General features: G+C 67.9%; 20 protein-coding genes and 1 pseudogene. 11 read left to right on the top strand and 10 right to left on the bottom strand.

Annotation, left to right across the window (positions count from 1 at the left end; translation table 11 throughout):
* Positions 1 to 234: 234 nt before the first annotated feature.
* The 3 genes from SROT_RS14665 to SROT_RS14655 all read right to left on the bottom strand — a co-directional run bounded on the left by SROT_RS14665 (position 235) and on the right by SROT_RS14655 (position 2,083).
* Positions 235 to 1,104 carry an IS3 family transposase gene (locus tag SROT_RS14665; RefSeq protein ID WP_013138084.1) on the bottom strand — a complete coding sequence of 290 codons (870 nt, stop codon included), beginning with the start codon at positions 1,102 to 1,104 and terminating at the stop codon, positions 235 to 237.
* Complete coding sequence (locus SROT_RS14660) at positions 1,101 to 1,418, bottom strand: transposase (protein ID WP_013138085.1); 318 nt, start codon at positions 1,416 to 1,418, stop codon at positions 1,101 to 1,103. Before SROT_RS14660 ends, SROT_RS14665 begins: the two co-directional genes overlap by 4 nt.
* A gap of 152 nt (positions 1,419 to 1,570) precedes the next feature.
* Complete coding sequence (locus tag SROT_RS14655; RefSeq protein WP_013139800.1) at positions 1,571 to 2,083, bottom strand: phenolic acid decarboxylase; 513 nt, start codon at positions 2,081 to 2,083, stop codon at positions 1,571 to 1,573.
* Between the two features lie 94 nt (positions 2,084 to 2,177).
* On the opposite strand from SROT_RS14655, the gene SROT_RS14650 reads away from it, so the two are divergent.
* A complete protein-coding gene (locus tag SROT_RS14650; RefSeq protein ID WP_013139799.1) occupies positions 2,178 to 2,639 on the top strand; it encodes a MarR family winged helix-turn-helix transcriptional regulator in 462 nt (153 codons plus the stop codon).
* A 462-nt stretch (positions 2,640 to 3,101) separates the two neighbouring features.
* Positions 3,102 to 5,933, top strand: a complete 2,832-nt coding sequence (locus SROT_RS14645; RefSeq protein WP_013139798.1) for a glycoside hydrolase family 2 protein — start codon at positions 3,102 to 3,104, stop codon at positions 5,931 to 5,933.
* Positions 5,934 to 5,977: 44 nt separating this feature from the next.
* Here the strand turns inward: SROT_RS14645 and SROT_RS14640 are convergent, their stop codons facing one another.
* Both SROT_RS14640 and SROT_RS14635 read right to left on the bottom strand, forming a co-directional pair.
* A complete protein-coding gene (locus SROT_RS14640) occupies positions 5,978 to 7,093 on the bottom strand; it encodes an adenylate/guanylate cyclase domain-containing protein (protein WP_013139797.1) in 1,116 nt (371 codons plus the stop codon).
* 89 nt (positions 7,094 to 7,182) lie between these two features.
* Positions 7,183 to 7,749 carry a class I SAM-dependent methyltransferase gene (locus SROT_RS14635; protein WP_148223464.1) on the bottom strand — a complete coding sequence of 189 codons (567 nt, stop codon included), beginning with the start codon at positions 7,747 to 7,749 and terminating at the stop codon, positions 7,183 to 7,185.
* A 93-nt stretch (positions 7,750 to 7,842) separates the two neighbouring features.
* Between SROT_RS14635 and SROT_RS14630 the strand changes: the two genes are divergently transcribed.
* The 4 genes from SROT_RS14630 to SROT_RS14615 are packed head-to-tail and all read left to right on the top strand — an operon-like array spanning position 7,843 to position 12,248.
* A complete protein-coding gene (locus SROT_RS14630) occupies positions 7,843 to 8,604 on the top strand; it encodes a helix-turn-helix transcriptional regulator (RefSeq protein ID WP_013139795.1) in 762 nt (253 codons plus the stop codon).
* 24 nt (positions 8,605 to 8,628) lie between these two features.
* Positions 8,629 to 10,050: a sugar porter family MFS transporter gene (locus tag SROT_RS14625; protein ID WP_013139794.1), complete on the top strand. Its 1,422-nt coding sequence runs from the start codon at positions 8,629 to 8,631 to the stop codon at positions 10,048 to 10,050.
* A 51-nt stretch (positions 10,051 to 10,101) separates the two neighbouring features.
* Positions 10,102 to 10,875: a methyltransferase domain-containing protein gene (locus SROT_RS14620; protein WP_013139793.1), complete on the top strand. Its 774-nt coding sequence runs from the start codon at positions 10,102 to 10,104 to the stop codon at positions 10,873 to 10,875.
* Positions 10,872 to 12,248, top strand: a complete 1,377-nt coding sequence (locus tag SROT_RS14615) for an MFS transporter (protein ID WP_013139792.1) — start codon at positions 10,872 to 10,874, stop codon at positions 12,246 to 12,248. Before SROT_RS14620 ends, SROT_RS14615 begins: the two co-directional genes overlap by 4 nt.
* Here SROT_RS14615 and SROT_RS14610 read toward each other — a convergent pair.
* On the bottom strand, positions 12,245 to 13,492 hold the full coding sequence (locus SROT_RS14610; RefSeq protein WP_013139791.1) for a M20 family metallo-hydrolase: 1,248 nt from the start codon (positions 13,490 to 13,492) through the stop codon (positions 12,245 to 12,247). The two genes, SROT_RS14615 and SROT_RS14610, sit on opposite strands and share 4 nt — an antisense overlap.
* A gap of 200 nt (positions 13,493 to 13,692) precedes the next feature.
* Here SROT_RS14610 and SROT_RS14605 point away from each other — a divergent pair, with 200 nt between their 5' ends.
* Positions 13,693 to 14,895, top strand: a complete 1,203-nt coding sequence (locus SROT_RS14605; RefSeq protein ID WP_148223463.1) for an alpha/beta hydrolase — start codon at positions 13,693 to 13,695, stop codon at positions 14,893 to 14,895.
* 113 nt (positions 14,896 to 15,008) lie between these two features.
* On the opposite strand, the gene dctA is transcribed toward SROT_RS14605, so the two are convergent.
* A complete protein-coding gene (dctA, locus tag SROT_RS14600; RefSeq protein WP_013139789.1) occupies positions 15,009 to 16,283 on the bottom strand; it encodes a C4-dicarboxylate transporter DctA in 1,275 nt (424 codons plus the stop codon).
* Positions 16,284 to 16,394: 111 nt separating this feature from the next.
* Here dctA and SROT_RS14595 point away from each other — a divergent pair, with 111 nt between their 5' ends.
* From SROT_RS14595 to SROT_RS14580, 4 genes are all read left to right on the top strand, one after another.
* Positions 16,395 to 16,820 (top strand): MerR family transcriptional regulator, encoded by a 426-nt coding sequence (locus tag SROT_RS14595; protein ID WP_013139788.1) that lies wholly within the window; start codon positions 16,395 to 16,397, stop codon positions 16,818 to 16,820.
* Positions 16,821 to 16,937: 117 nt separating this feature from the next.
* Positions 16,938 to 20,384, top strand: coding sequence for a carboxylic acid reductase (gene car / locus SROT_RS14590; RefSeq protein WP_013139787.1), 3,447 nt, complete (start codon positions 16,938 to 16,940; stop codon positions 20,382 to 20,384).
* Positions 20,385 to 20,487: 103 nt separating this feature from the next.
* On the top strand, positions 20,488 to 22,287 hold the full coding sequence (locus SROT_RS14585; protein ID WP_013139786.1) for an N-acyl-D-amino-acid deacylase family protein: 1,800 nt from the start codon (positions 20,488 to 20,490) through the stop codon (positions 22,285 to 22,287).
* Complete coding sequence (locus SROT_RS14580) at positions 22,284 to 23,153, top strand: alpha/beta fold hydrolase (protein ID WP_013139785.1); 870 nt, start codon at positions 22,284 to 22,286, stop codon at positions 23,151 to 23,153. The genes SROT_RS14585 and SROT_RS14580 overlap by 4 nt, the downstream gene beginning before the upstream one ends.
* Positions 23,154 to 23,193: 40 nt before the next feature.
* Here the strand turns inward: SROT_RS14580 and SROT_RS14575 are convergent, their stop codons facing one another.
* From SROT_RS14575 to SROT_RS14565, 3 genes and pseudogenes are all read right to left on the bottom strand, one after another.
* Entirely contained in the window at positions 23,194 to 23,721 is a 528-nt protein-coding gene (locus tag SROT_RS14575; RefSeq protein WP_041407392.1) for a serine hydrolase, read from the bottom strand.
* A 31-nt stretch (positions 23,722 to 23,752) separates the two neighbouring features.
* Positions 23,753 to 24,358: pseudogene (locus tag SROT_RS17475) on the bottom strand (serine hydrolase domain-containing protein); the annotation flags it as partial.
* 311 nt (positions 24,359 to 24,669) lie between these two features.
* A complete protein-coding gene (locus tag SROT_RS14565; RefSeq protein WP_013139784.1) occupies positions 24,670 to 25,125 on the bottom strand; it encodes a helix-turn-helix transcriptional regulator in 456 nt (151 codons plus the stop codon).
* Positions 25,126 to 25,228 lie beyond the last annotated feature (103 nt).

The raw sequence follows: 25,228 nt of genomic DNA, 5'->3' as shown, positions 1-25,228 counted from the left end.
TCGGGGAGCGGCCAGCGTCACTCGTTCAAGTCCCGGCTCGTCCTTGAAGTCGAACAATTGTTCGCATATGTTCGAGCAGTGCCGAACGGCACGGAACATGAAAGGGAGAAGACATGGGAGCTGTGGAAGCGCGCCGGATGCGCGAGCAGATGCGCCAGAGGGCGGAGGCGTTGGAGCGGGCGCGGATCGGGCGGGGGTCGAGCAACGATGATCTGTCAACGGTTTTCCGGACGGTTATGCCACGCTCTCGGTGAGGGCGGGCAGGTTCTCGTAGGCGGCGGGGCTGTGGTAGCCGATGCCGCTGTGGCGTCTGAGGGGGTTGTACCAGGCTTCGATGTATTCGAATATGGCGTTGGCGAGCTCCGCTCGGGTGGCCCACTCTCTGCGGTCGAGGAGTTCGACCTGCATGGACGAGAAGAACGACTCCATCATGGCGTTGTCCAGGGCGCAGGCGACTTTTCCCATCGACCCGAGCAGGCCGGCCTCTCTGAGCCGGTGGCCGAAGATCCACGACACATATTGCCCGCCCCTGTCCGAATGGACGACCGTGCCGCGGGGCTTGCGCCGCCAGCGGGCCATGTCCAGGGCGTCGACCACCAGCTCGGCGCGCAGGTGGTCGGCTATCGACCAGCCCACGACCCGGCGGGAGAACACGTCCAGGACCGCGGCGCAGTAGACCTTGCCCTCGTCCGTGGCGTGCTCGGTGATGTCGGTGACCCACAGCTTGTCCGGGCGGTCGGCGGTGAACTTGCGGGCGACCAGGTCCGGGTGGACCGCTTGGGCGGGCTTGTTCCCGCGCCGCCTGCGGCGGTGGACCCCGGCGATCCCGGCCAGGCGCATCAGGCGCCCGACCCGGCGCAGCCCGACCCGAAGGCCCAGGCCCATGCGCAGCTCCGCATGGACCCGCCGGACCCCGTAGGTCTGCCGCGAGCCCGACCAGACGGTTCGGATCACGCCGGTCAGCGCCTCGTCCGCCACCTCTCTGACGCTCGGCGGGCGCGACGCCCAGTCGTAATAGCCCGAGCGGGAGACGCCCAGGACCCGGCAGGCCGCCGCGACGGGGAAACCGTCGTCGGCCAGCTCGTGGACCAGCCGGAAGATCATTTTGGGGTTGGGAGGCTCTCCCTCGCGAAGATCGCCGAGGCCCGTTTGAGGATCTCGACCTCCATCGCCAACACCCGGTTCTCCCGGCGCAGGCGGACCAGCTCGGCCCGCTCGTCGCCCGCGATCCCCTCGTGCCCTCCCTCGCGGACCACGCGCTTGCCCTCCACGCCGTCGGCCTGGGCCAGCCACTTGCGCAACGTCTTCGCGTCCACGCCCAGCTCCTTCGCTGCCCAGGCCACAGGCCGCCCGCCCTCGCGGGCGGCGCGGGCCGCCTCTGTCGCCCTGCGGCGGAACTCCTCCGGATGCGCGGCCATCCGCACTCCCTTCCCGAGGCCCGAGGCCCCGACTCAAAGTGTCCGGAAAAGCGTAACCAGATCAGGGGGCGCCTGGTGAGCGCATCGTGCTGCCGCGGCCTCGGCGGGCAAGTCCCGGCAGCGCGCGATCGCGGTGCAGGCGCGCCGCGTGGTCAGTTCACGCGGTCCGCGTACCCGGAGGGCAGTTCGGCGGGGGCGCAGGAGATGACGGTTTGGTCGTCGCGCCCGCAGTCCTCGAGGAACGTGATCTTGGCGAACTCCTCGATCACGAGTTTCGGGTAGGTCGGCCCCTCGTCCCGGTAGGCCCGCATCTGCTCCAAGTGGTCGTTCTGGTACAGAACCGTGCGTTCGGGGTGCTCGCCCACCCATGCGGGGAAAAAGATCACCCCGTGCAGGCGGCGACGGGTGAAATCGACGGTCAGCGCGACGTTGGTGCCGGTGGGCTCGTCCCAGGAGACGAGATAGACGCCGGGCTCGAACTGCACGATGGCCGCCTTTTGGTCGCGCACCCATCTGCCGCCCACCATGCCGTGGTGGATGCGGTAGTCGATCGCGGTCTCGTTCTTGTAGTACACCTCGTACTTCCACCCGTTCGCGTAGGTGTAGATGATGTGTTTCCCCACGATGCCGGACAGGTCTTGGGTCGGGGTGATGTCGTCGGGCATGTTGGCCTCCTCGCTCATTGGTTCTGGGAACAAAAAGCTGATTTGTTTTGTAAACAAAAGTAAATCTACAGCTTTGCCCGATAGAGTGCAAGCCATGGATATCGGCTTCGAGCTCTCCCGACTGCTCGGGCCGCTGCGGAGAACGGTGCTCAGGGCCGCGCGCGCCGACGCGGCTCTGCCGGACCTTCCGGAGTCGTCTATCGAGCTGCTCCGTGAAATCGAGGCGCGGGGCAGATCGCAGCCCTCCGACCTTGCGGAGGGTCTGGGACTGGCGCCTTCGACCATCAGCAATCTGCTCAAAGCCCTCACGGAATCAGGGCTCATCACCCGCGAGACCGTGGCGTCAGACCGCCGCTCTGCTGTGGTCTCCCTCACGGAGCGCTCGCGCCAACTGCTAGAACGGTACGACCAGACCAGCTCTCAGCTCATCAACGCGGCAACCGGCGCGCTGCCCGAAAGCGATCAGCGAGCCCTCGCCGCCGCGATGCCAGCCCTGCGTCGCCTCTTGGACATCCTGCCCAAGACGCAGCCCGACGGTCCCCCTGGGCTGGCGTGAGCCACCTCCAGGCCGTCTGGCGTCCGCACGCAGCGGCTGTCAGGAGCGGGGGAGCGGCGTCGGTCCTCCCCGGGGCGCGATCCCGTGCCGGAAGAGGGATTGCGAGCCGCTGAGCACAGGGCAGACGGTTGTCTCTTCGTGGCGGGGCAGCGCTCTTCAGCCCGCGCGTGTTGCCTTCCGGCCGGCTCGCGCCGCCGCGCGCCGCCAGCTCGAGACGAGGCCTCCGCGGGCGCGCACGAGCAAAGACGAGACCGAGAGCACTGCGACAGGTGCTGCGGCGAGGCGCGAACGCGCACGTTTTTCGGCTATCCTTGACAACCGTCTGCCGCCGCCCGGTGCGCGGACGCGAGAGCATGCTCCCAGTTCGAGCGCCCGTTTTGCCAGCAAGCGGCCGTGGGCGTGAAGCCCGCCCGGGGGGTATGTGCCGCCCGAACCGAGACTGAGTGAAAGAACGACCGTCGAATGCAAGGTGCCCGTACCAGGCGAACGGTTGTCCTGATTCTGGTCTTGGCCCTCGTCGTCGCGGCCACGGTCACCACGCTCCTTCTCTGGGTCCGTTCCGCCCAGGACGCGCCCGCGCAAGAGTTGCCGATTCAGCCGATCCAGGGCAGCCGGATCGGAACGACAATCCTCGGCGCGGACGGCTGGCAGGTGCGCAGCAGCGCTGACACGAAGGACCGCCCGTCGCAGATCTCCAGCGCTGCGCATGTGGACAAGGGCTGGCTGGTGGTGAAGCCGGACGACGCCGGGGCCCCGGGGACGCTCATCGGCGCTCTTGTGCAGAACAAGGAATGCCCGAACGTCTTTTATTCGCAGAACATGCGGGACTGCTTCGGCTATGTGACCGCGCCGGGGCCGGTCGAGGCGCCGAGGTTCGCCGTGCCGTGGTGGTACCGGACCGACTTCGACATCGGCCCAGGGCTGGCGCCGGGCCAGCGCGCCCAAATCGAGATCCCTGGCGTGATGGGCGAGGCGGATGTGTGGCTGAACGGGAAAGAGATCGCCACGCGCGAGGTCGTCAGCGGCGCGTACGCGAAGCACGTCCTGGATGTGACCGAGCTTTTGCGACCGGGCAAGAACTCGTTCGCGCTGATGCTGTACCCGAACGATCCGGCGGGCATGTTCACCACGTCCAGCGCGGATTGGAGCCAGATCCCGCCGGACAACAACACGGGTGTGCAGTATCCGATCAGCCTGCGGGTCACCGGCGCGCTCGGCCAGACGAACACCCACGTCATGCAGAAGAACGCGCCGGATCTTTCCAGGAGCGAGCTGACGGTCAAGACGCGGGTGCTCAAGCACGGCGACCAGCCGCAGCACGGCGAGGTCCACGCCAAGATCACCCCGCCGGACGGCGGCCCCCCCGTCGAACTGCGGACCTCGGTGGACCTGCTGGCGGACCAGAACTTCAAGGACGTGGTCTTCGACCCGACGACGATCCAGCACCCGAAAGTCTGGTGGCCGTACTCGATGGGGGACCAGCCCCTGTACACCCTCGACGTGACGGTCGTCCAGAACGGTGTGACAACGGACTCCTACCAGGAGAGTTTCGGGATCAGGACGGTCCAGTCCCGGTTGGTCGGCGAGGCGACCGAGACGCCGGGCGGTTGGCGCCAGTTCAGCGTCAACGGCAAAGACGTGCTGATCCGGGGCGGCGAGTCGGCGCCCGATCTCTTCCTGCGGTATTCGAAGGCGCAGACGGCCCGCTTGGTGGCGATGGTGCGCAATATGGGTTTGAACGCGGTCCGGTTGGAGGGCCACGACGAGCCGGACGATTTCTATCAGCAGATGGACAAGGCCGGGATCTTGGTGCTCGGCGGGTTCATGTGCTGCAACGCGTGGCAGCCGCCGAGCGATTCGATCCTCACCGACCGGGACGAGCGGATCATCTACGAGTCGTCGCGCTCGATCGGGGAGCGCGAACGCGACCATCCGAGCGTCATCTCGTACGGGTGGAGCGACAACGAGCCGACGCCCAAACAGGAGCGGGCCACCTTGCGCGGTTTCAACGAGGCGGATTTCGACGTCCCGGTCATCGCCGCGGCCATGTACAAGAACACCCCGACTTTGGAGTGGTCCGGGGAACGGGAAGGCCCGTACGACTGGGTTCCGCCGTCTTTCTGGTACGAGGACGGACATTCGGGGCCGGCCAATGAGACGTTGACGAACATCAGCGGGTCGAGGGGCTTCGGCAGCGAGCAGGGGGCGGGGGACAGCATTCCGACACTGGCCTCGCTCAAACGTTTCTTGTCCCCCGAGGAGCTGGACAAGTTGTGGCGCGACCCGAACTACAACCAGTACCACACCAATTTCCAGCCCGCCAGGGGCGGGAAAAACCTGCATGGGCCCGCTACGGGCGACGGCTACGCGTTCGGGACGCTGTACAACTTCTCGACGGCGCTCGCGCATCGCTACGGGCCGTGGTCCGACCTTGAGAGCTACGTGCAGTTGGCGCAGCTCGCGAATTACGAGAGCGTCCGCGCGCAGTTCGAGGCGTTCATCCGGTATTCGACCGACCCGGTGAACCCTTCGACGGGCCTCGTGTATTTCATGATCAACCAGGGCTGGCCGTCGCTTTTGTGGAATCTCTACGGTTCGGACGGGGACCAGCCGGGCTCGTATTTCGGCGCCGCGGAGGCCAATCGGCCGGTGCACGCGCTGCTCAGCTATGACGACAACACGGTCACGGTGGCGAATTTCGGCATCGGCTCCCAAGACCACCTGATGGTGCAGACCAAGGTGGTCGGCGTTGACGGGAAGGTGCTCGACGACCAGACGGCCCCAGTCGGGCCGCTCGCGAGCCAGGAGGTGAGGAACGGCTTGTTGTCGCCGAATGTTCCCGCCGAAGGCCCCGCGTATTTCGTGGAAGTTCTGCTCAAACGCGGCGACGATGTGGTGGACCGCAATGTGTACTGGCGTTCCACGGTTGCGGAATTGGTGGATTGGGACGCGAACGGCGGCAATCGGGTGAATTTCCCCAACGCCCCGATGCGCCAGTACGCGGATTTCACGGCGTTGCGCTCGTTGCCGCCCGCCCAGGTGGCGGTCACGGTCGGCGCGCCGACCGCGGGGAAGGTCTCGGTGCGGCTCACCAACTCCTCGGATTCGGTCGCGTTCTTCTTGCGGGCCGACGCCCCTGCGGCCCAGTCCGTCATGTGGGACCAGAACGACATCACATTGCTCCCCGGCGAGACGCAGACCATCACCGCCACCTATGACGCGCCGCCGGGCAACAGCGGGAAACCGCAGATCACGGTGTCGGGTGTGAATATGGCAGAAGTGACCGTCAAGTAGGCGTTCTCAGCCTGGCCGGCCGGAGCCTCGCTCGGCGCGGACGCTCAGCGGAACCCTTTGCGCTGGCGCCAGCGCAACGTGAAGGCGTCGAGTTTGCGGTAGCCGCGGACTTGCAGCGGACGGCGCAAGGGTTTGATTTGCAGGTCGCCCTCCTCGACGACCTCCTCGGCCAATCCCGCGTCGATGAGGACGCTGCCGGGTTTGGCCGAGGTGGTCAAACGCGAGGCGATGTTCACGGTCGGCCCGTAGAGGTCCCCGAAGCGGGTGAGCACTCGCCCGTAAGCGACGCCGACCCGCAGTTCCGGCACCTCCTCGCCGTCGGGCACGAAGTCGAGCAGGGTGAGCGCTATCCGGGCCGCGGCCTGCGGGGAAGCCGAGGCGAACATGACCTCGTCGCCCAGGGTTTTCACCAACCAGCCGCCTTCCTGGGTGATGACTGTGGTCGCCGTGGACTCGAATGATTCCAGCAAACGGTCGAGTTCGGGCTCGTCCAGGCTGCGGGTGAGCCGGGTGTAGCCGACCATGTCGGCGAATCCGACGGCGAATTTGTGCTCGCCCTGGCCGCCGACCCGTTGCGCGTTCGCGGCCAGGTGCCGCCGCCAAAGATAGCTTTGCACGAAGTCGAAGGCAGGCAGGACCTCGTCCAAGAGCGCGCCCGCGAGCGTGCCGGACAACGCCACCACATCCGCCTCGGCTCCCTCGGGCATGCGTTTGACGGCCTCGGCCCGGATCCGCTCGTAGGCGGTCTCGGCCTGCCACTCCGCGATGCGGGCGAAGCTCTGCCCCAAATTGCGGGCCACCGTGTATTCCATATCGGGGTCGAGCAGGCCCCGGTCCACCAGTGTGGTGAACAAGCGCAGCGCCTGCAGGTCGCCGTCGGTGAACATCTTCATCTCGGGGTCGGGGTCGGTGGCGAACCCGAAAGCGACCCACAGCCGCGCGATGCGGTACGGCTCCACGCCGATGAGCTCAGCGATTTCCCGCCGGTTGTATTTGTGCTCGCCGCCGAGCAGGCGGTCTCGGACCCTCTCGCGCAGTCGGGCTCGTTCTGGCCGGGCCCCGGTCTCGTCCTCGTTGGCGGTCTCGTCCTCGCCCGTCTCGCTCCAGCCCTCGCCGCGTTCTTCTCCGACGCGGGCCGGGTCTTCGCCGAGCTCTTCCATAGGCTCAGCCTATCCTGCTGCGCGGCAGGCGATGGTGCCGCTGTGCCCAACGGATTCTTCGCGGCATCGGCGGCCGGGCCGCGTCTGGCTCAGACGGCCACGGCGCGCCAGCGCACTTTGCCCCCCTTGTGCTCTGTGGCGATCTCCTCGAATCCCGCTGCGGCCAGCCGGTCCTGCAAAGTCTCCGGCGGCACGGGGTTGTAGGTGTCGCCGATGTGCAGGGCGCGCATGAGCAGGCTGTCCGTGGAGTCGCATCCGGCGAAGACCCCGCCCGAGGACAGGACGCGGCGCGCTTCGGAGAAAAGCGCGTCCTGTCCCCCCGCCGTGGGGACGTGGTGGAGCATCGTGAAGCAGACGACCGAGCTGAACTCCTCGTCGGGCAGCGCGAGCGAGGCGCCGTCGCCCTGGAGGATTTTCGCGCGGGAACCGTGCTCGCGCCGCAGGTCCGCGGCCATCGCCGGGTCGATCTCCACGGCGGTGAGGTCCGGGGTCTTCTCGACCAGCACCTTGAGGTTCGCGCCGTAGCCCGGCCCGATTTCCAGCGTGCGCTCGCCGAGGTCCACCTCGTCGAGCACCCACGGCAGCGTGCTTTCTCGGACCAGCCGGGCCCATTGCTTCGAGCTGCAGATGCGTTGATGTATCCAGTTCATAGCCATGCGCTCGACGGTAACGAAGCCCGCCGTTGTCCGAAAGGCGATAATCTGACAAATTATGTCGCAAACAGCCAAATCCCTTCGCGTGCAGCCGGTGTGGACGACCTGCTGGCCGCCAGCCGGGGCGCGATGGTGCTGGGCGATGTGCGGTTGCCGTCTGGGCATTGGTTCCCCGAGCACGTCCATGCGGACCACCATCAATTGGTGTGGGCTGCGCGGGGGGTGGTCGCGGTGGCGGTCGGCGGCGCGCGCTGGGTGCTGCCCACGACCAGGGCGCTGTGGCTGCCCGCCGGGACCGTCCACCGGACCGGCGCGATGGGCGGCGCGGTGCTGCGCGGGGTCTTCTGCCCCGCCCAGCACGCCTCGCGGGCCTGCTCGCCGCTGGATTGGCGGACTCCGCAGCTGGTCAAGGTCGGCTCGCTCTTACGCGAACTGCTGGGCTATTTGCTGCGCGCCGATCTTGCCGCGGACGCTCGGGAGCGCGCCGAGTCTGTGCTCTTCGATCTGCTCGAACCGATGGCCGTGATCCCAGTCCGAGCCCCCATGCCGCGCGAGCCCAGGGCGGCGCGGCTCGCGAAACGGTTGGTCGCGCACCCCTCGCGCGCCGCCACGCTTCGAGATCTCGCGGGCGAGTGCGGCCTGTCCGAGCGGACCCTCGCCCGGATTTGGGCCGCCGAGACCGGGCTCAGCTTCGGCCAGTGGCGCGCGCAGGCCCGATTGCGCGCCGCGCTGCCGCTCCTGGCGGAGGGCGCCACTGTCGAGCGCGTCGCCGAGCGAATCGGATACTCCTCAGCCAGCGCTTTCGCCGCTGCGTTCCGCCGAGCTGTCGGCGTGTCTCCGGGCCAGTATTTCTCGTGAAAACGGGTGACCTATGCTGAACCAATGGTTCGCCAGATCACACTCGAGCAGGATGTGTTGCAAGAAGGCAGGCCCCCACTCGGCAGGGTGGTCGTTGTCTCCGCCTCGGCCGCGATGAGCGGCTTCCTCTTCGGGTACGACACAGCAGTGATGAACGGGGCCGTCCAAGGCGTGAAGGACTACTTCGCCATCGGCGACATCGCAGTCGGGTTCATCGTCTCTGTGGCCCTGCTCGGTTGCGCGTTCGGCGCCATGGTCGCCGGTTGGCTCGCCGACCAGTTCGGGCGGCGCGCGGTCATGCGGGTCGCCGCGGTGCTCTTCCTGGTCGGAGCCATCGGCTCGATGTACCCCTCCGCCCCTTGGATGCTCGCGCTCTGGCGGGCTGTCGGCGGCTTGGCCATCGGTTTCGCCTCGGTGATCGGTCCCCTGTACATCGCAGAGGTGTCGCCGCCCGCGTACCGGGGCAGGCTCTCCTCGCTCCAGCAGTTGGCCATCGTCGTCGGCCTCGCGGTCTCGCAATTGGCCAACTATCTGATCGCGGCCGCCGCGGGCGGCTCCGCCCGCGGCGTGATGGCCGGGTTTGAGGCGTGGCAGTGGATGCTGGGAGCCTGCGCCGTGCCCGCCGTCCTGTACTTCCTGCTCGCCTCCACCATCCCTGAGTCGCCGAGATACCTCGTCGCGAGCGGGCAGGACGAGCAGGCTCGGGCGGTGTTCGCCGAACTCGAAGGCCCCGGCGCCGACGTCGACGGCTGTGTCCGCGATGTCCGCTCCGCCCTCTCCTGCGACCGCAAGCCGCGTCTGACAGACCTGCTCGACCGCAAGTCCCTTTTCCCCCCGGTCGTCTGGGTCGGCATCGGCATGGCGATGTTCCAGCAGCTCGTCGGCATCAACGCCGTCTTCTACTACTCCGCGACGCTCTGGCAGTCCGTCGGCTCGAACCAGTCCGATTCGCTGCTGCGCAGTTTTTCCACCTCGGTCATCAACATCGTCGGCACGCTCGTCGCCATCGCCCTGATCGACAAGATCGGCCGAAAGGCGCTGCTGCTGATCGGTTCTGCGGGCATGACCGTCGCCCTGGGCGTCGAAGCCTGGGCGTTCAGTTTTCTGCTGCGTCAGGACGGCCACGTCTTCCTCCCGCACGACGCGGGCCTCGCGGCGCTGCTCGCGGCGCATGTCTTCGTGTTCTTCTTCGCGATTTCTTGGGGCGTGGTCTTGTGGGTGGTCCTCGGCGAGATATTCCCCGCCCGCATCCGCGCCGCCGCGATTTCGCTCGCCACCGCCTGCAGCTGGATCGCGAACTGGATGGTCACCGTCTCATTCCCGAGTTTGTCCACCTGGAACCTCTCGCTCACGTATGCGGGATACGCGCTCTTCGCCGCCATGTCCTTCTTCTTCGTGCGGTTCCTGGTGCGGGAGACCAAGGGCAAAACCCTGGAAGGTGCTTGAGGCCACCCGGCGAGAGAGCGCCTTCGCCGCGGCGTGGGGCATGATGGACGCATGGCGACTTCCTGGGACCCGAAGGTCTACCACAGGTTCAGCGATCAGCGGGACCGAGCGTACTTCGACCTTCTCGGCCGCGTCCCGGACATCGCGCCGAAAACGATCGTGGACCTCGGCTGCGCCACCGGCAAGCTCACCGCAGCGCTCGGTGAGCGCTGGCCGGACGCCCATGTGACAGGCATTGACTCGTCCCCGGCGATGGTGGCCGCCGCGCCCCACGATCTTCCGGCGAACGTGCGCGTCGAACTCGGCGACATCGCAGAGTTTTCGGCAGCAGGGGTCGACCTCGTGTTCACCAACGCTGCGCTGCAATGGCTGCCGCAGCACCGGGAGCTGCTCACCGCCTGGGCCGGGCAATTGCGCCCCGGCGGGGCCATCGCCTGGCAGGTGCCGGGGAACTTCCTCGCCCCGTCGCATGTGCTCATGCGGACCCTCGCGCAGGCTCCGGCGTGGAAAGGGAAGCTGGGCGGCGCGCTGCGCGGCGGGGACAGCACCGACACCCCAGAGCAATACGCCCGGCTCGCCCTTGGCTCCGGTCTGATCCCGGACGCGTGGGAGACCACCTACCTGCACCTGCTTGAGGGCGAGAACCCGGTGCTCGATTGGGTGCGCGGAACAGGTTTGCGGCCAGTGCTCGACCTGCTCAGCCCGCAGGAGGCCGAGCGTTTCGAACGGGAGTACGCGGGTCTGCTGCGCGTGGCGTATCCGAAAGCGGGCGAGCGGACGCCGTTCCCGTTCCGCAGGGTCTTCTGCGTCGCGGTCAAACCGTGACAACGCGCGCGGCAGCCGAGCACACCGGGCTGACCGGGCAGGGGCCGGTTCGCGCGGGGCTCGTCCTCGTCATTTGCTGCGCGAGCATTTTCGTCGTCGTCCTCGACGCGAGCATCGTCAATGTGGCGCTCCCCGCGATCGGCCGCGACCTCAAGGCCGGCGCGCAGTCCATGCAGTGGGTCGTCGACGGGTACACGCTCACCTTGGGAAGTTTTTTGATCTCCAGCGGCGTGCTCGCCGACCGGGGCGGCAGGCGGCGCTTCTTCCGGTACGGGCTCGCGCTGTTCGGGTCGAGCTCGCTGTTGTGCGGTTTCGCCCCGACGGTCCATGTGCTGCTCGCGGCGCGGGTGCTGCAAGGGGTCGGCGGGTCCATGCTGAACCCGGTCGCGCTCGGCATCATCACCAACGCGTACACCGACCCGGCCAAGCGCGCGCGGGCCCTGGGGGTGTGGGGCGCGGTCCTCGGCGTCGCGATGGCGCTCGGCCCCGGCCTCGGCGGGGTCTTGGTCGACAACATCGGCTGGCAGGCTATTTTCTGGGTCAACGTCCCGGTCTGCGCCGTGGTCCTCTGGGCGACGCGGTTTCTGCCGGAGTCCTTCGGCGACCGCAGCCGCCGCCTCGACGTCCTCGGCCAAGGGCTCGTGGTCGTCTCCATGTTCTTGCTGGTGCTGGCCATCACCCAACTGCCGAATCTCGGGTTCCGCTCGCTGTGGACCGGAGCGGCTTTCGGGTTGTTCCTCCTGTGCGCGGCGGCGGCGGGGCTGTGCATGGCCCGGTCGCCGCAGCCATTCGTCGACCTGCGCGCTTTCCGCAGCCCGCCTTACGCCGCCGCGAACCTCTGCGGCGCCTGCGCCTCCCTGGGGCTGGGGGCGCTCGTCTTCACCGTGTCGCTCTACTTGCAGGGCTGCGTCGGCGAATCCGCTTCCTTGGCGGGCTCGCACCTGCTGCTCATGGCGACCGGCACGTTCCTCTCCTCGTCGCTCAGCAGCAGGGCGGTGGTCCGGTTCGGGCCGAGCGCGCCGCTGTTCGTGGGCGGGGTCGGCGTCCTGCTCGCAGGGCTCGTCATGCTCGCGCAGGAGCCGCCTTCGCCGGGGCGCGTCCTCGCGGGCGCGGGCGCGTTCGGCGTCGGCATAGGCCTGGTGAACGCCCCCGTCGCGGGGATGGCGGTGACCGGCATGGGCGCGAACACCGGGGCGGCCGCAGGCGTGGTGTCCACCTGCAGGCAGCTCGGCATGAGCATCGGCGTCGCCCTGGCCGGTTCCGTCTCCGACGCGCCGCGTGGGCATGTCGCGCCGTCGTGGATCACCCTGTGCGCGTGCGGCGCGCTCATCTGCGCGGCCGCGGCGTGGCTGTGGGCGCGTCCGGGTGCCTAGTCGAGTTCTCCGGCGGCGAGCCTGCCGACCACTTCGGTGAGCACGCCCAGTCCGGCCAGCAAATCGTGGTCCTCGGTGTGTTCGCGCTCGTTGTGCGAGACGCCGCCGACGCTGGGGACGAACAGCATGACTGTGGGCACGAGGTCTTTCATGTTCGTGGAGTCGTGCCCGGCCACGGTCATGATGGTCCGTCGGGGCAGGTGCAGCTGGTCTGCGACGTCCAACGCGAGTTTCACGCCTTCGGACTGATAGGCGAGGTTGCCCCATTCGTGCGCCGCGACCTGCTCGATCTTCACCCGGGCGCGCTCCTCGATCTCGCGGAACGACGCGAACAGGTCCGCTTTCGCCTGCTCCAGCACCCGCTCGTCCGCGCAGCGGCTGTCCACATGCAGCCGCACCTCGCGGGCAGTGGTGACAGGGGAGTTCGGCTCCAAAGTCAGGTAGCTGACACAGGCGTGCAACGGCACGTCGGCGTGCTGGTCGGCTTGGTCGCGCACCGCCGCGATCACCAGGGCCGCGCCGAGCAGCGCGTCATGGCGGAACTCCATGGGCGTCGAGCCGGTGTGCGACTGCTCGCCCCGGACGACGAGTTCGAATTTCTTCGCCGCCCAGGTCGCGTCCACCACGCCGATGGCCAGTCCGTCGCGTTCGAGTTCTGGGCCCTGCTCGATGTGGATTTCGGCGTACGCCGCCGCGGCCGGGGCTTCGCCGTCCGGGTCGATCGTCCCGATGTCGGCGAGCGCTTGGGCGACGGTGATCCCGGCTTCGTCTGTGATCGCGAGAGTGGCTTCGAGGTCGAATTTGCCGGTCAGCACGCCCGATCCCATGAGGCTCGGGCGGAACCGGCAGCCTTCCTCGTTGAACCAGTTCACCACGGCGAGGTTGTGTTTCGGGGCCGCTGCCCCCGCCTGCCACCGCTGCTTGAGCCGCCACGCGGCGTGCGCCCCTGCCAACACGCCGTAGGCCCCGTCGAACCGCCCGCCGAGGGGCTGGCTGTCCAGATGCGAGCCGACGAGCACGTACGGCGCGCCTGGAACCACTTCGAGCAGGCCGAACTGGTTGCCGATCTTGTCGTATCGGACGGTGAAACCGCGCTGCTCGAGCCAGTTCGCGAACCAATGCCGTTGCTCCCCGTCCGCCGCCGTTGCGGCTTGGCGGTCCACCCCCTTGCCGGGGGTGGCCCCGAACGTGGAAAGTGTTGCGAAATCGTCCAGGAAAGCCTGGTCGGGCTGCGAGGTCGGCATACCGTATTCTCGCACGTCGCGCTGCGGCCCCTCTGTTGCGATTGCCACATTTCTTATCGTGCGGCTGTCTTTTCCCTAGCCACGGAGGGCGCTGAGAAGGTAAGATCATGCGGGTGATTCATCCTCGCGAGTTTTTCAACCGCAAGAGGAGTGTCGTCGTAGCCCTTGTCGTGACACTCTTCTGGAGCGGTCAGTCGGCAATGGGCCCGAGCGGTTCCGACAACAGCCCGCTCAACGAGCCCCTGCTCACCGGCCAGGTGCATGAGGCAGCCGCAGAGCTGGACGGCGAGTTGGATTTCGCCAAACGCTACCCGGAGCTGATCGGGAATCGGGACGGCGTCACCGCGAGCGCCAGGGACCAGGCGAACCGCTCGCTGATCCCCAAGCGCCGAGACGAGCTGCTGGCCGAGCGCGACCGCATCCAGCGCGAGTTGTCCGCCGACAAGTTCCACGGAGCTTTCAACGACAAGGCCGCCGCCCTGTTCTCCGCAGAACGCAAGATCGAAGGCCTCGAGGCGGTGCAGCGCGCGCTCGCCGCGCATCCGGACGCGAAGCTCTTGCTGTTGGACATGGGCGCGGGGGAGCGCGGCCGGGCGGCCATCGCCATTGGCGACCCGGACACCGCCGAGCACCTCTCGATCACCACGCCGGGGATCAATTCCTCGCCGGGGCAGACCCTGACCGGCATGGTGGACGAGGCCGCGAAGCTCAAAAGCGAGGGCGAAGCCATCCTGCGCAAACAAGGCTCCCCCGGATCGGTCGCCTCCGTCGCTTGGATCGGCTACGACCCGCCCCAGTTCAAATGGGAGGGCTCCAACCCCGGCCCCGGTTGGGCGGACGAGCTCAAAGGCCTGTTCGAACTGAGCCAAGACACCCGCGCGCGGCGCGGGTCGGAGAGTTTCGCCCGGTTCTGCCAGGGGCTTGCGGCGGTGTGGCGCCCGGCCCCCGACTCCTCGGCGATGCGCCCGAACATCACCGTGCTCGGCCACTCCTATGGCTCCCTCGTCGTTTCCCTCGCGTTGCAGCAGCTGCCAAAAGGGGTCGTCGACAACGCTGTCTTTTACGGCTCGCCCGGCATCGACATGACGGAGACCGGCAACGCCGGCCAGCTCGGCCTCGGGCCTGGCCACGCGTTCGTGCTCCAATCCGACGACGATCCCATCCAGCGCATCCCCGGCTGGGGGCCCATGATCGCGTACGGCGGTTTCCCGACTGCGTTCCCGTGGGTCGTGCGGCTGTCCACGCACGCGGGCGAGGGGCCGGGCGACGGTGTGTTCCACGACGCGGCGCGGGGGCATGCGGATTACCCGCGCTCCGGGGCCAACGGCGAGCTGCGGATGAGCGGCTACAACATGGCCGCAGTGCTCGTGGGACGGCCTGACCTCGCGGTGAGAGGGCACTAGCAGGAGCTGGCAGCCTGCGCGGCCGTCAGCGAGCGTTCCTTGGCGGTGCGCGCAGCATGGTCGCGAAAGAGCTGGTGGCGACCGCTTGCGCGTGAACGCGCCGCAGCGCCGCCCTAGCGTCGCGAGAGCGTCGAGCGCATGTGCTCCTTGTCGAGCTGGCCTTCCCAGTTCGCCACCACGAACGTGGCGACACAGTTGCCGAGCAGGTTGACCGACACCCGCATCGAGTCCATGATCCGATCCGCTCCCAACAGCAGCGCCACCGCTGCCACGGGGATCGCGCCATGGCCGATGGCCTCGACTGTGGCCGAGAGCGCGAGGAAGGAGGAGCCGGGCACGCCCGCCATGCCTTTCGAAGTGAGCATGAGGACCAGCACGGCCGTGATCTGCTCGCCGAGGGTGAGGTCTACCCCGAGGGCTTGCGCCAGGAACAGCACACAGAGCGATAGGTACAGTGTTGCGCCGTCCAGGTTGAACGAGTACCCCGTGGGGACCACCAGGCCAGTCGTGGCGCGCGAACACCCTGCTTCTTCGAGCTTCACCATGATCCGAGGGAGGACGACCTCCGTGGACGCGGTGCCCAGCGCCAGGAACAGCTCGTCTTTGGCGTAGACCACGAACCGCCACAGGCTCACGCCCGCGCCGCATTTCGCGATCGCCGCGAGGACGAGCAGGAACAAGGCTGCCGCGAGATAGCAGCAGGCGATGAGCTTGGCGTACCCGCCGAGGGAGGAGATCCCGTACTGGCCGATGATGAAGGCCATCGCGCCGAAAGCGCCGAGAGGGGCAAGGCGCATCACCCAGCCCATGATCGTGAAAAAGAGCTTGCTCAGCTGATCCACCAGGTCCAAAACGACCGGCGGGCCGCTCTCGCCGAGCTTCGCGAGCGCCAGGCCGAACAGCACTGAGAAAAAGAGCACCTGCAGCAGGGCGTTCTCCGCGAACGCGCCGATGACGGAGGCCGGTATGACCCCGAGCAGGAACTCGACCGCGTGCGGCAGCTGGCTGTGCTGGGTCTTCTGCGCGAGAACGTCCGCGCCGGCGGCGAGGGCCGCCGGATCGACGCGGAAGCCGGAGCCTGGCCGTGCGAGGTTGCCGATCACCAGGCCGAACACCAAGGCGAACGTGGTGACCGCCTCGAAGTAGACCAAGGCTTTGACGCCGATCCTGCCGACTGACTTGAGATCGCCCGCGCTCGCGACGCCGAGCACCACGGTGCAGAACACTATGGGGGCGATGAGCATCTTGATGAGCTTGATGAACGCGTCCGCGACCGGTTTGAGGTCTGCCCCCAGCGCTGGCCACAGCCATCCGACCACGACGCCCAAGACGATGGCTGCGGACAATTGAAGGAACAAGGAAGAGCGTTTTTCCCGCTTGCCGGACATTGGAGCAATGTACGGGAGGCGCGTTTCGCGAAGATCAACGAGGTGTTTCCCGCTCTCCTGGGCGCGCGCCGCGCTTGACCTGGAGCGCGCTCCAGGTTTTAGCCTTGTGCTATGACCACAGCGCAGCGCCGGGAGCTCACCATTGGCGAAGTCTCCGCCGAGACCGGACTTTCCATTGACTCGCTGCGCTGGTTCGAACGCGAGGGCCTTTTCCCCGCCATCCGGCGCAATGCGGGCGGCCAGCGCCGATTCTCCGAATCTGATGTGGAGCGCATCGTCCTCATGCTGCGGCTGCGCCGCACCGGGATGCCGGTCAAGGACATGCGCCGGTTCATCGAGCTGCTCCAAGGCGGGGAGGAGACGCACGCGGAGCGGTTGCGGCTGCTGCTCGCGCAGCGCGCGCGGATCCAAGCCGAGCAACAGCAGCTCGCCGAGGATCTCGCCGTTGTGGATTACAAGGTCGCGTACTACACGGGCAAGATCAGCGCGTCCGAGTGCGAGGCAGTCTCCAGTAACATCGGGCGGAAGGCACCCTGACCGTCCTGTTTCCCCAAGGGCACGGCTGCAGAAGAGTGGGAGTAAGCGCTCGTCTTGGCCTTCGGGGTCGGGTCCGAATAAGTTGAGTCCGACGAAAAGGACGATGAAAGGACAGCAATGGGCAGCGGCGCGGATCGGGCGAAGCTTTTTTTCCAAAAGATCGAGGAGCTGACCGCGGCGGACCCCCAGTTCGCGGCGGCAGTGCCGGACCAGGAGGTCGTGGCGGCGGTTTCTGATCCCACGCTCTCGTTCACCCGCTACCTGGACACGCTCATGCGGGGCTATGCGGACCGCCCCGCCCTCGCCCACCGGGTCGGCGATGGTTACGCGACGATCAGCTACGGGGAGCTGTGGTCGCGCGTCGGGGCGATCGCGGCGGCTTGGAGCGCGGATGGCCTCGAACCCGGAGATTTCGTCGCCACCATCGGCTTCACGAGCCCCGATTACACCGCTCTCGACTTGGCGGCGACCAGGTCCGGCCTGGTGTCCGTGCCGTTGCAGGCAGGAGCTTCTGTCGCGCAGCTGTCCGCGATCCTCGAAGAAACCGCGCCGAAGGTCTTCGCGGCGAGCGCCGAAAGCCTCGAAGGGGCGGTGGACTGCGTGCTGCGGACCCCGAGCGTCCAGCGGCTCGTCATCTTCGATCTGCGGGACGACTCGCCCGAGCACCGGGCGGCCCTCGCGGCGGCGAAAGCCAAGCTCGCGCAGCCCCAGAATCCCGAACAGGCGCGAGGACCCGTGGCCGTGGAGACGCTCGACGAGCTGGTCGCGCGCGGCGCGGCGCTGCCCGAGCCGCCTGTGTTCGAACCCGCCGAGGGCGAGGACCCGTTGGCCCTGTTGATTTACACGTCAGGCTCGACCGGCACCCCCAAGGGGGCCATGTACTCGCAGCGCCTCGTGTCCCGGTTCTGGCCCAGGACCCCGGTCGTCGCCCAACTCCCGAGTATTTCGCTGCACTACATGCCCCTCAGCCACTCCTATGGCCGGGCGGTCCTGTGCGGGACGCTCGCCGCTGGCGGGACCGCGCATTTCACCGCCCACAGCGACCTTTCGACCCTCTTCGAGGACATCGCGCTCGCCCGCCCCACGTTCCTCGCGCTGGTTCCCAGGGTGTGCGAGATGCTGTTGCACGAGAGCCGTCGGGCGCGGGACCTCGCTGAACTGCGCGAACGGGTGCTCGGCGAGCGGCTGTTGGTGGCGGTGTGCGGCTCCGCGCCGTTGGCGCCCGAGACGCGGGCCTTCATGGAGGAGCTGCTCGGCTTCCCCTTGCTCGACGGTTACGGTTCGACCGAGGCGCTGTCGCTCATGCGGGACGGGGTGATCCAACGCCCGCCGGTCATCGATTACAAACTGGTCGACGTGCCCGAGCTCGGCTATTTCACCACCGACAAGCCGCACCCCCGGGGGGAGCTGCTCATCCGCTCCGAAAGCCTCGTCTCCGGCTACTACAAGCGCCCCGAGCTGACAGCGGAGATGTTCGACGAGCAGGGCTACTACAAAACCGGCGACGTGATGGCCGAGATCGCGCCGGACCGCCTCGTCTACGTGGACCGGAGCAAAAACGTCCTCAAGCTCTCCCAGGGCGAGTTCGTCGCGGTCGCGAAGCTGGAGGCCGCCTTCGGCGCGAGCCCGTATGTCAAGCAGATCTTCGTCTACGGCAACAGCGAGCGCTCGTTCCTGCTCGCGGTGGTCGTGCCGAACGCCGAACTCGTCGGCCGGCTCGACACCGTCCAGGCGCTGGCCGAAGTGAAGCCGCTCATCGCGGACTCGCTCGCCGCGATCGCCAAAGAGTCTGGCCTGCAGTCCTATGAGGTCCCGCGCGACTTCATCGTCGAGACCGAGCCGTTCACCACCGGCAACGGACTGCTCTCCGAAGTCGGCAAGCTTTTGCGCCCGAAGCTCAAGGAGCGGTACGGCGAACGGCTCGAAGCGCTCTACGACCAGATCGCGCAGGGCCAGGCGGATGAACTGCGCGCGTTGCGCGAGCAGGCGGGGGAGCGCCCGGTGATCGACACAGTCCGCAAAGCCGCCGCAGCAGTGGTGGGCTCCAGCGGCGCGGACTTTCGGCCTGACGCGAATTTCGCCGACCTCGGCGGAGACTCGCTCTCCGCGTTGGGTTTCGCGAACCTTTTGCAGGACGTGTTCGGGGTCGAGACGCCCGTTCGGATCATCATCGGCCCGACCGCGTCGCTCGCCGGGATCGCCGAGCACATCGAGCGCGCGTTGGGCGGTCGCCCGGGCGAGGCGGCGCCGAACTCGGCCTCGGTGCACGGCGCCGGGGCCGAGGTGATCCGCGCGAGCGATCTGACGTTGGACAAATTCCTGGACGCGCAGGCGCTCGAAGCTGCGCAGAGCCTGCCCAGGCCCACCGGCTCCCATCGCACCGTGCTGCTCACCGGCGCGAACGGCTGGCTCGGACGGTTTCTCGCGCTCGAGCAGCTTCAGCGGCTCGAAGCCACCGGCGGGAAGCTGATCTGCTTGGTCAGGGGCAAAGACGCGGCCTCGGCGCGCGCGCGGGTCGAAGAAGCGCTCGGCACCGACCCGGCGCTCGCGGCCCGGTTCGCCGAACTCGCCGCAGACCGGCTCGAAGTGGTTCCCGGCGACGTCGGCGAGCCGAAGTTCGGCCTGGACGATCGCACCTGGGACCGGCTTGCGGGCGAGGTGGACGCTGTGGTGCACTCCGGCGCCTTGGTGAACCACGTTCTGCCGTACCACCAGCTCTTCGGGTCGAACGTGGTCGGCGTCGCCGAGATCATCCGCTTCGCCGTCGCCTCGAAGCTCAAACCTGTCGCCTACCTCTCCACCGTCGCCGTCGCGGCAGGCGCCGACCCCGCCGCATTCGACGAGGACGGCGACATCCGCGAAGTCGTGCCCCAACGACCTGTCGACGACAGCTACGCCAACGGCTACGGCAACAGCAAATGGGCCGGCGAGGTCCTGCTCCGCGAAGCGCACGAGCGCACCGGCCTGCCTGTGCGCGTCTTCCGCTCCGACATGATCCTCGCCCACCGGCAACACACCGGCCAGCTCAACGCCACCGACCAATTCACACGGCTCATCCTCAGCCTCCTCGCCACCGGCCTCGCCCCGAAGTCCTTCTACCAACTCGACCCCCAAGGCAGACGGCAACGGGCCCACTACGACGGCATTCCCGTGGACTTCACCGCCGAGGCCATCGTCGCCCTCGCCGCCGAAGGCAACAACGGCCACCGCAGCTACAACGTCTTCAACCCCCACCACGACGGCGTCGGCTTGGACGAGTTCGTCGACTGGCTCATCGAAGCCGGACATCCCATCACCCGCATCGAAGACCACGCGACATGGTTCGCCCGTTTCACGACCGCGCTCCGCGCCCTCCCGGAAAAACAACGCCAGCTGTCGCTGTTGCCGCTTGCGCAGGTGTACTCGTTCCCGCATCCGGCTGTTGACGGCTCGCCGTTCCGGAACGCCGTGTTCCGGGCCGATGTGCAGAGGGCGAGGATCGGCAAGGACCACGATATTCCGCATCTGACGCGGGAGCTGATCCTGAAATACGCCGCCGACCTGGCAGCGCTCGGCTTGTTGTAGCGCGCGCCACAGTGGAGGCGCGTCTGTGATGGATCGATTTTCTGTGACCTGTGGCATAACAATGGTTTAGGATGGTCGGTGCAGCGCAGAAAGAGGTCAGCCCATGCCCGAAGCCGTTCCGTCCAGTGCCACCGGGTTTGACGTCATCATCAAAAACGGCTTGTGGTTCGACGGCTCCGGCTCCGAACCGGCGCGCGCCAACCTCGGGGTGCGCGACGGGAAGGTGGCGGCGGTGTCCGTCGTGGAACTGGACGAAAACGGTTGCCCAGAGGTGATCGACGCCTCGGGGAAATGGGTCCTGCCCGGTTTCATCGACATGCACACCCACTACGACGCGGAGGTGCTGCTCAACCCCGGCCTCGGCGAGTCGGTCCGGCACGGCGTCACCACCGCGGTCCTCGGCTGTTGCTCGATGTCGACCGTCTTCGCTTCGAACGAGGACGCGGCGGACCTGTTCAGCAGGGTCGAAGCGGTGCCCCGCGAGTACGTCGTCAAGGCGCTGCAAGAGTTTCGGACCTGGGAGAACGCCGAAGGCTACGTGAAGGCCATCGACGCGATGCCGCTCGGCCCCAACGTCAGTTCCTTCGTCGGGCACTCCGAGCTGCGCGCGGCGGCGATGGGCCTCGGCCGTGCGACCAACAAACGAACCCTGCCCAAGCGCAAGGAACTCGACACGATGGCGGAGCTGCTCGAAGAGGCGTTGGACGCGGGGATGCTCGGCATGTCGGGGATGGACGCCCCGCTCGACAAGCTCGACGGCACCCGGTACCGCTCTCGGGCGCTGCCGTCCACGTACGCGTGGTGGCATGAGCGGTGGCGGCTCGTCTCCGTGCTGCGCCGGCGGGGGCGGATGCTCCAGAGCGCGCCCAACTCGAAGAACCCGATCATGGCCCCGATGTTCTTCCTCGCCTCCAGCGGCCTGTTCGGCCGCCGCCAGGTACCGGTGAGCCTGCTGGTCGCGGCCGACGCCAAGTCGATGCGCCTCGCGCACCTGCTGTTTCGGACCGTGGCGCGGCTCGGCAACTTCTTCTTGAACGCGAAGGTGCGTTTCCAGCACCTCCCGGTCCCGTTCGAGCTGTACTCGGACGGGATCGACCTGCCGGTCTTCGAGGAATTCGGGGCGGGCACGGCGGCGCTGCACATCCGGGACCAGCTCGAGCGCAACAAACTCCTGGCCGACCAAGGCTACCGGCGCGCATTCCGCCGCCAATTCCTCATCAAGCGCCGCGTGCCGGGGCTGTGGCACAAGGACTTCAACGACGCGGTCATCGTCGAATGCCCGGACCGCGGCCTCGTCGGCAAGAGTTTCGCCGACATCGCCCGCGAACGCTCCGAACGCGACGGCCGGGCCCTGCGCCACCTCGACGCCTTCCTGGACGTGTTGGTCGAGCACGGCGAGAAGAACGTCCGGTGGACGACCGTGGTCGCGAACGACCGCCCTGCCCAGCTCGACGCGATGGCCAAAGACCCGAATGTGCATTTGGGCTTCTCGGACGCGGGCGCGCACCTGCGCAACATGGCTTTCTACAACTTCCATCTGCGCTTCCTCAAGCGGATGCGCGACGCGCAGCTGGCGGGCAAGCCCGTGCTGCCCATGGGGCAGGCGGTGCACCGCCTCACCGGCGAGCTCGCGGACTTCTTCGGTCTCGACGCCGGGCGCCTCAGGCTTGGGGACCGCGCGGATTTCGTGGTGGTGGACCCCGAACGGCTGGACGATTCACTGGCGGAGTACCACGAAGCCCCCGCTGAGTTCTTCGGCGGCTTGCGTCGGATGGTCCGGCGCAACGACGCCACGGTGCCAGTCGTCGCAGTCGGAGGAAGGGTGGTGTGCCGCGCGGGCGAGTTCATCGAGGGCTACGGCCAGAGCACACAGACCGGCCAGTACTTGCGCGCCGCCCGATGATCGAGCCGGCGCGGCCTGCGCGGATGACGCAGTTCCAGAACGACGGCCTGGTCTTCGACGTGCGCGACGAAGGCCCGTCAAACGGGCCGGTGGTCATCGCGCTGCACGGCTTTCCGCAGACCAGCGCCTCGTGGCGCGGCGTTGCTCCGCTGCTCGCCTCCGCGGGGTACCGCGTGCTCGCCCCGGACCAGCGCGGGTACTCGCCTCAGGCGCGGCCCAAGGCGGTCAAGAGCTACGTCCTCGACAAGCTCGCCGCCGATGTCGTCGCGCTCGCCGACCAGGCGGGCGCGGAACGTTTCGACTTGCTCGGCCACGACTGGGGGGCCGCTGTCGCATGGCATGTCGCCGCGAACCACCCGCGCCGGGTCCGCGCGGTGACGGCCCTTTCGGTGCCGCACCCGCGCGCTTTCACAGCCGCAATGGCGCGCGGGACGCAGCTGCTGCGCTCGTGGTACATGCTCTTCTTCCAGATCCCGTGGCTGCCCGAGCGGTTGGCTCGCAAAGAGAACAGCCTGTTGCTCACGGCGTTGCAGCGGTATGTGTCCACGCCGGAGCCGCTGCGCGCGCAGATGTCCGACCTGATGCGCGATCCCAGGACGGCCCGAGGGGCTATCAACTGGTATCGGGCGATGCGCTACCCGGCCCGCCCGACCGGTCGCGTGGCGGTCCCAGCCCTGTTCGTCTGGAGCGACAAGGACAACGCGATCACCCGCAAAGCGGCCGAGCTTTGCGGCGACCACGTCGATGCGCCGTACCGGTTCGAAACCATCGCGGGGGCCGGGCACTGGATCCCCCACGAGCATGCCGAGCAGGTCGCCGGGCTGATGCTCGAACACCTCGCCGCGCGCGCCGCCGAGCGGAGCTGAACGGCCGCCGCGCAGCGGAGCGGGAGCCCCTGCCTTCGGGTCAACTGCCTTGGGCGAGTTTGTGGGCCAGTCGCGAGATCTTCACGCCGCGCGCGACTCGAAGGGCCACCCCGGCCCGGTCGCCGACGTCGTTCCACACCAGCGCGAATGACAGCCCCGAGTCCTGGTCGGCCCATGCGGTCGATCCGCCGATGCCGTCGTGCCCGAACGCGCCGGGGCTCGGCGTGCCGGAAGCTTGGTGGTAGCCCAGGCGCCAGCGCATCTTCGCCCCGAGGCTCACCCGGTCTCGTGTGGCGGTCTGCACGTCGCGGAGCATGTGCGCGCGTTGCGGCGACAGCAAGACGCGGCCGCCGAAGCCGCCGCCGTTCGCCAGGGCCGCGTACATGGCGGCGAGCCCGCGTGCGGTCACCATGCCATTGCTGGAGGGCATCTCGGTGTCGAGGATGCGGCCGGTGGCGATATGGCGGTCGAGCCCAGGGAGGTACAGCGCGGAGAGGAAAGCTGGCTGGTACGGCAACTTCGACCAGATCGGCTCGCGCCGGACGATCGTGTCGGCGAGCGTGGGCATGGCGCCGATGGTGTCCGCGATCGGCGCGTCGGTCTCCGGTCTGCCGATGTCGAGCCCCCCGGGCGCCCAGCGGCGCCGCGATTTCCTCTTGGACGAGCTGGCGCATGCCTTTCCCGGTCAGGCGACGCGCCAAACCCGCGGCGAGCCAGCCGTAAGAGACGGCGTGGTAGCCAGGTGCGTCGCTCGTCGAAACGGCCGGAGCCGCCGCGAGCCGCTCCTCCATGAGGAGATGGTCGAGCCAGTCGTCGGGTTCGAGCACCAGTCGGCGGATCCCCCAGAGCCCTGCGCGGTGCGACATCAGCTGACGCACCGTGATGCGCTGTTTGCCCGCTTGGCCGAACTCCGGCCAGTACGCGGCCACGGGGGCGTCGTATTCCAGCAGACCTCGGTCGGCGAGACGGTGCAGCACCGTCGAGGCCATGCCTTTGGCCACGGAAAAGCCGAGTCCCGCGGTGTCGTGCGTCCACGGCCGCGTTTGGGCGGCGTCCGCCCATCCGGCGCAGATGTCGACGAGCGCCCGTTCGCCGCGGCGCAGGGTCAGCGCCCCGCCGCCGCGCCCGAGCGAGCCGCTGAAGAGCGCGGCGAGCGGTTCGAAACCTGGTGACACCAGCCCTGAGCAGGCGGGGGAGATGGGCATCACGCCAATCTAACACTGGGCGCAGCTTCGCCGGATCGAATTTCGGCGCGCTGCGTCTCTCGTGTCCTGGTTAGGGCCGCTGTCCCGGGGAGGCCCGGACAGCGGGACAGGTTCGCGCAGAGCAGGGGAGGCAGGGCGAGCCGCCCGAAAAGTCATCGTCCCTTTCGCTGCTGGTGGTCTTCTGCGGGGTGTGCGGCAAGCCGATGTACCGGCTCAAGTGCGGGCCTGGCCGCTCTGCATGCTGATGAAAGGCGAATCCGACGTCGAGGTTCCGACATCGAGGTTCATGGGGCCGAGGCATCGCCCGTCGTCTAGGCCGGTGTGCCAGGGGGGCGGTCCCTTGCCCGCTGCCACGCAGCAATCACTTCCGAGATGCTCACGTCGAGCAGCGGGGCGAGGGCTTGCGCCCTCTGCTCGGTGAATGGCGCTCCGCCACGTTCCAGGGTGGACAAGGCCGTCGTGCTCATACCGGCTGCCTTCGCCAACTGGGGCTGGGTGTATCCGGCCAGGACGCGCAAGTCAGCCAAGGTGCGCTTCTCTTCGGGGATGACGACGACTCGGCTGATCGGAACTCCGAGCGTGGCCAAGACCGCTCCCAGCTTGTCGATGGACGGCAGCGCTTCGCCGCTCTGCCATCTCCGCAACGTCGATTCACCGACCCCGGAGAGCCTTGCCAGGTCGTGATTGCTGATGCCTTTGCGCTTGTAGCCGAGTCGGACTTTGGCAAGCTCGCGACGGCGAAACCCGCGCAAGACGCGGCGGCTCACGCGCTGCGGCCCTTTTCGTCCGGTCCCATGCTTCTATGCTGCGCGGGCTGTATATGGTCGTCATGTTCGGCAGAAATGGATGGCTGGTATGCATGGTTGAACA

The organism is Segniliparus rotundus DSM 44985 (assembly GCF_000092825.1).
Lineage (GTDB): Bacteria > Actinomycetota > Actinomycetes > Mycobacteriales > Mycobacteriaceae > Segniliparus > Segniliparus rotundus.
This window is presented reverse-complemented; position numbering and strand designations above follow the sequence as displayed.

Coding starts and splice junctions, on each gene's coding strand:
- SROT_RS14665 (WP_013138084.1), bottom strand. CDS start 1,104: ATGATCTTCCGGCTGGTCCACGAGCTGGCCGACGACGGTTTCCCCGTC.
- SROT_RS14660 (WP_013138085.1), bottom strand. CDS start 1,418: ATGGCCGCGCATCCGGAGGAGTTCCGCCGCAGGGCGACAGAGGCGGCC.
- SROT_RS14655 (WP_013139800.1), bottom strand. CDS start 2,083: ATGCCCGACGACATCACCCCGACCCAAGACCTGTCCGGCATCGTGGGG.
- SROT_RS14650 (WP_013139799.1), top strand. CDS start 2,178: ATGGATATCGGCTTCGAGCTCTCCCGACTGCTCGGGCCGCTGCGGAGA.
- SROT_RS14645 (WP_013139798.1), top strand. CDS start 3,102: ATGCAAGGTGCCCGTACCAGGCGAACGGTTGTCCTGATTCTGGTCTTG.
- SROT_RS14640 (WP_013139797.1), bottom strand. CDS start 7,093: ATGGAAGAGCTCGGCGAAGACCCGGCCCGCGTCGGAGAAGAACGCGGC.
- SROT_RS14635 (WP_148223464.1), bottom strand. CDS start 7,749: ATGGCTATGAACTGGATACATCAACGCATCTGCAGCTCGAAGCAATGG.
- SROT_RS14625 (WP_013139794.1), top strand. CDS start 8,629: ATGGTTCGCCAGATCACACTCGAGCAGGATGTGTTGCAAGAAGGCAGG.
- SROT_RS14620 (WP_013139793.1), top strand. CDS start 10,102: ATGGCGACTTCCTGGGACCCGAAGGTCTACCACAGGTTCAGCGATCAG.
- SROT_RS14610 (WP_013139791.1), bottom strand. CDS start 13,492: ATGCCGACCTCGCAGCCCGACCAGGCTTTCCTGGACGATTTCGCAACA.
- SROT_RS14605 (WP_148223463.1), top strand. CDS start 13,693: ATGGGCCCGAGCGGTTCCGACAACAGCCCGCTCAACGAGCCCCTGCTC.
- dctA (WP_013139789.1), bottom strand. CDS start 16,283: ATGTCCGGCAAGCGGGAAAAACGCTCTTCCTTGTTCCTTCAATTGTCC.
- SROT_RS14595 (WP_013139788.1), top strand. CDS start 16,395: ATGACCACAGCGCAGCGCCGGGAGCTCACCATTGGCGAAGTCTCCGCC.
- car (WP_013139787.1), top strand. CDS start 16,938: ATGGGCAGCGGCGCGGATCGGGCGAAGCTTTTTTTCCAAAAGATCGAG.
- SROT_RS14585 (WP_013139786.1), top strand. CDS start 20,488: ATGCCCGAAGCCGTTCCGTCCAGTGCCACCGGGTTTGACGTCATCATC.
- SROT_RS14580 (WP_013139785.1), top strand. CDS start 22,284: ATGATCGAGCCGGCGCGGCCTGCGCGGATGACGCAGTTCCAGAACGAC.
- SROT_RS14575 (WP_041407392.1), bottom strand. CDS start 23,721: ATGCCCACGCTCGCCGACACGATCGTCCGGCGCGAGCCGATCTGGTCG.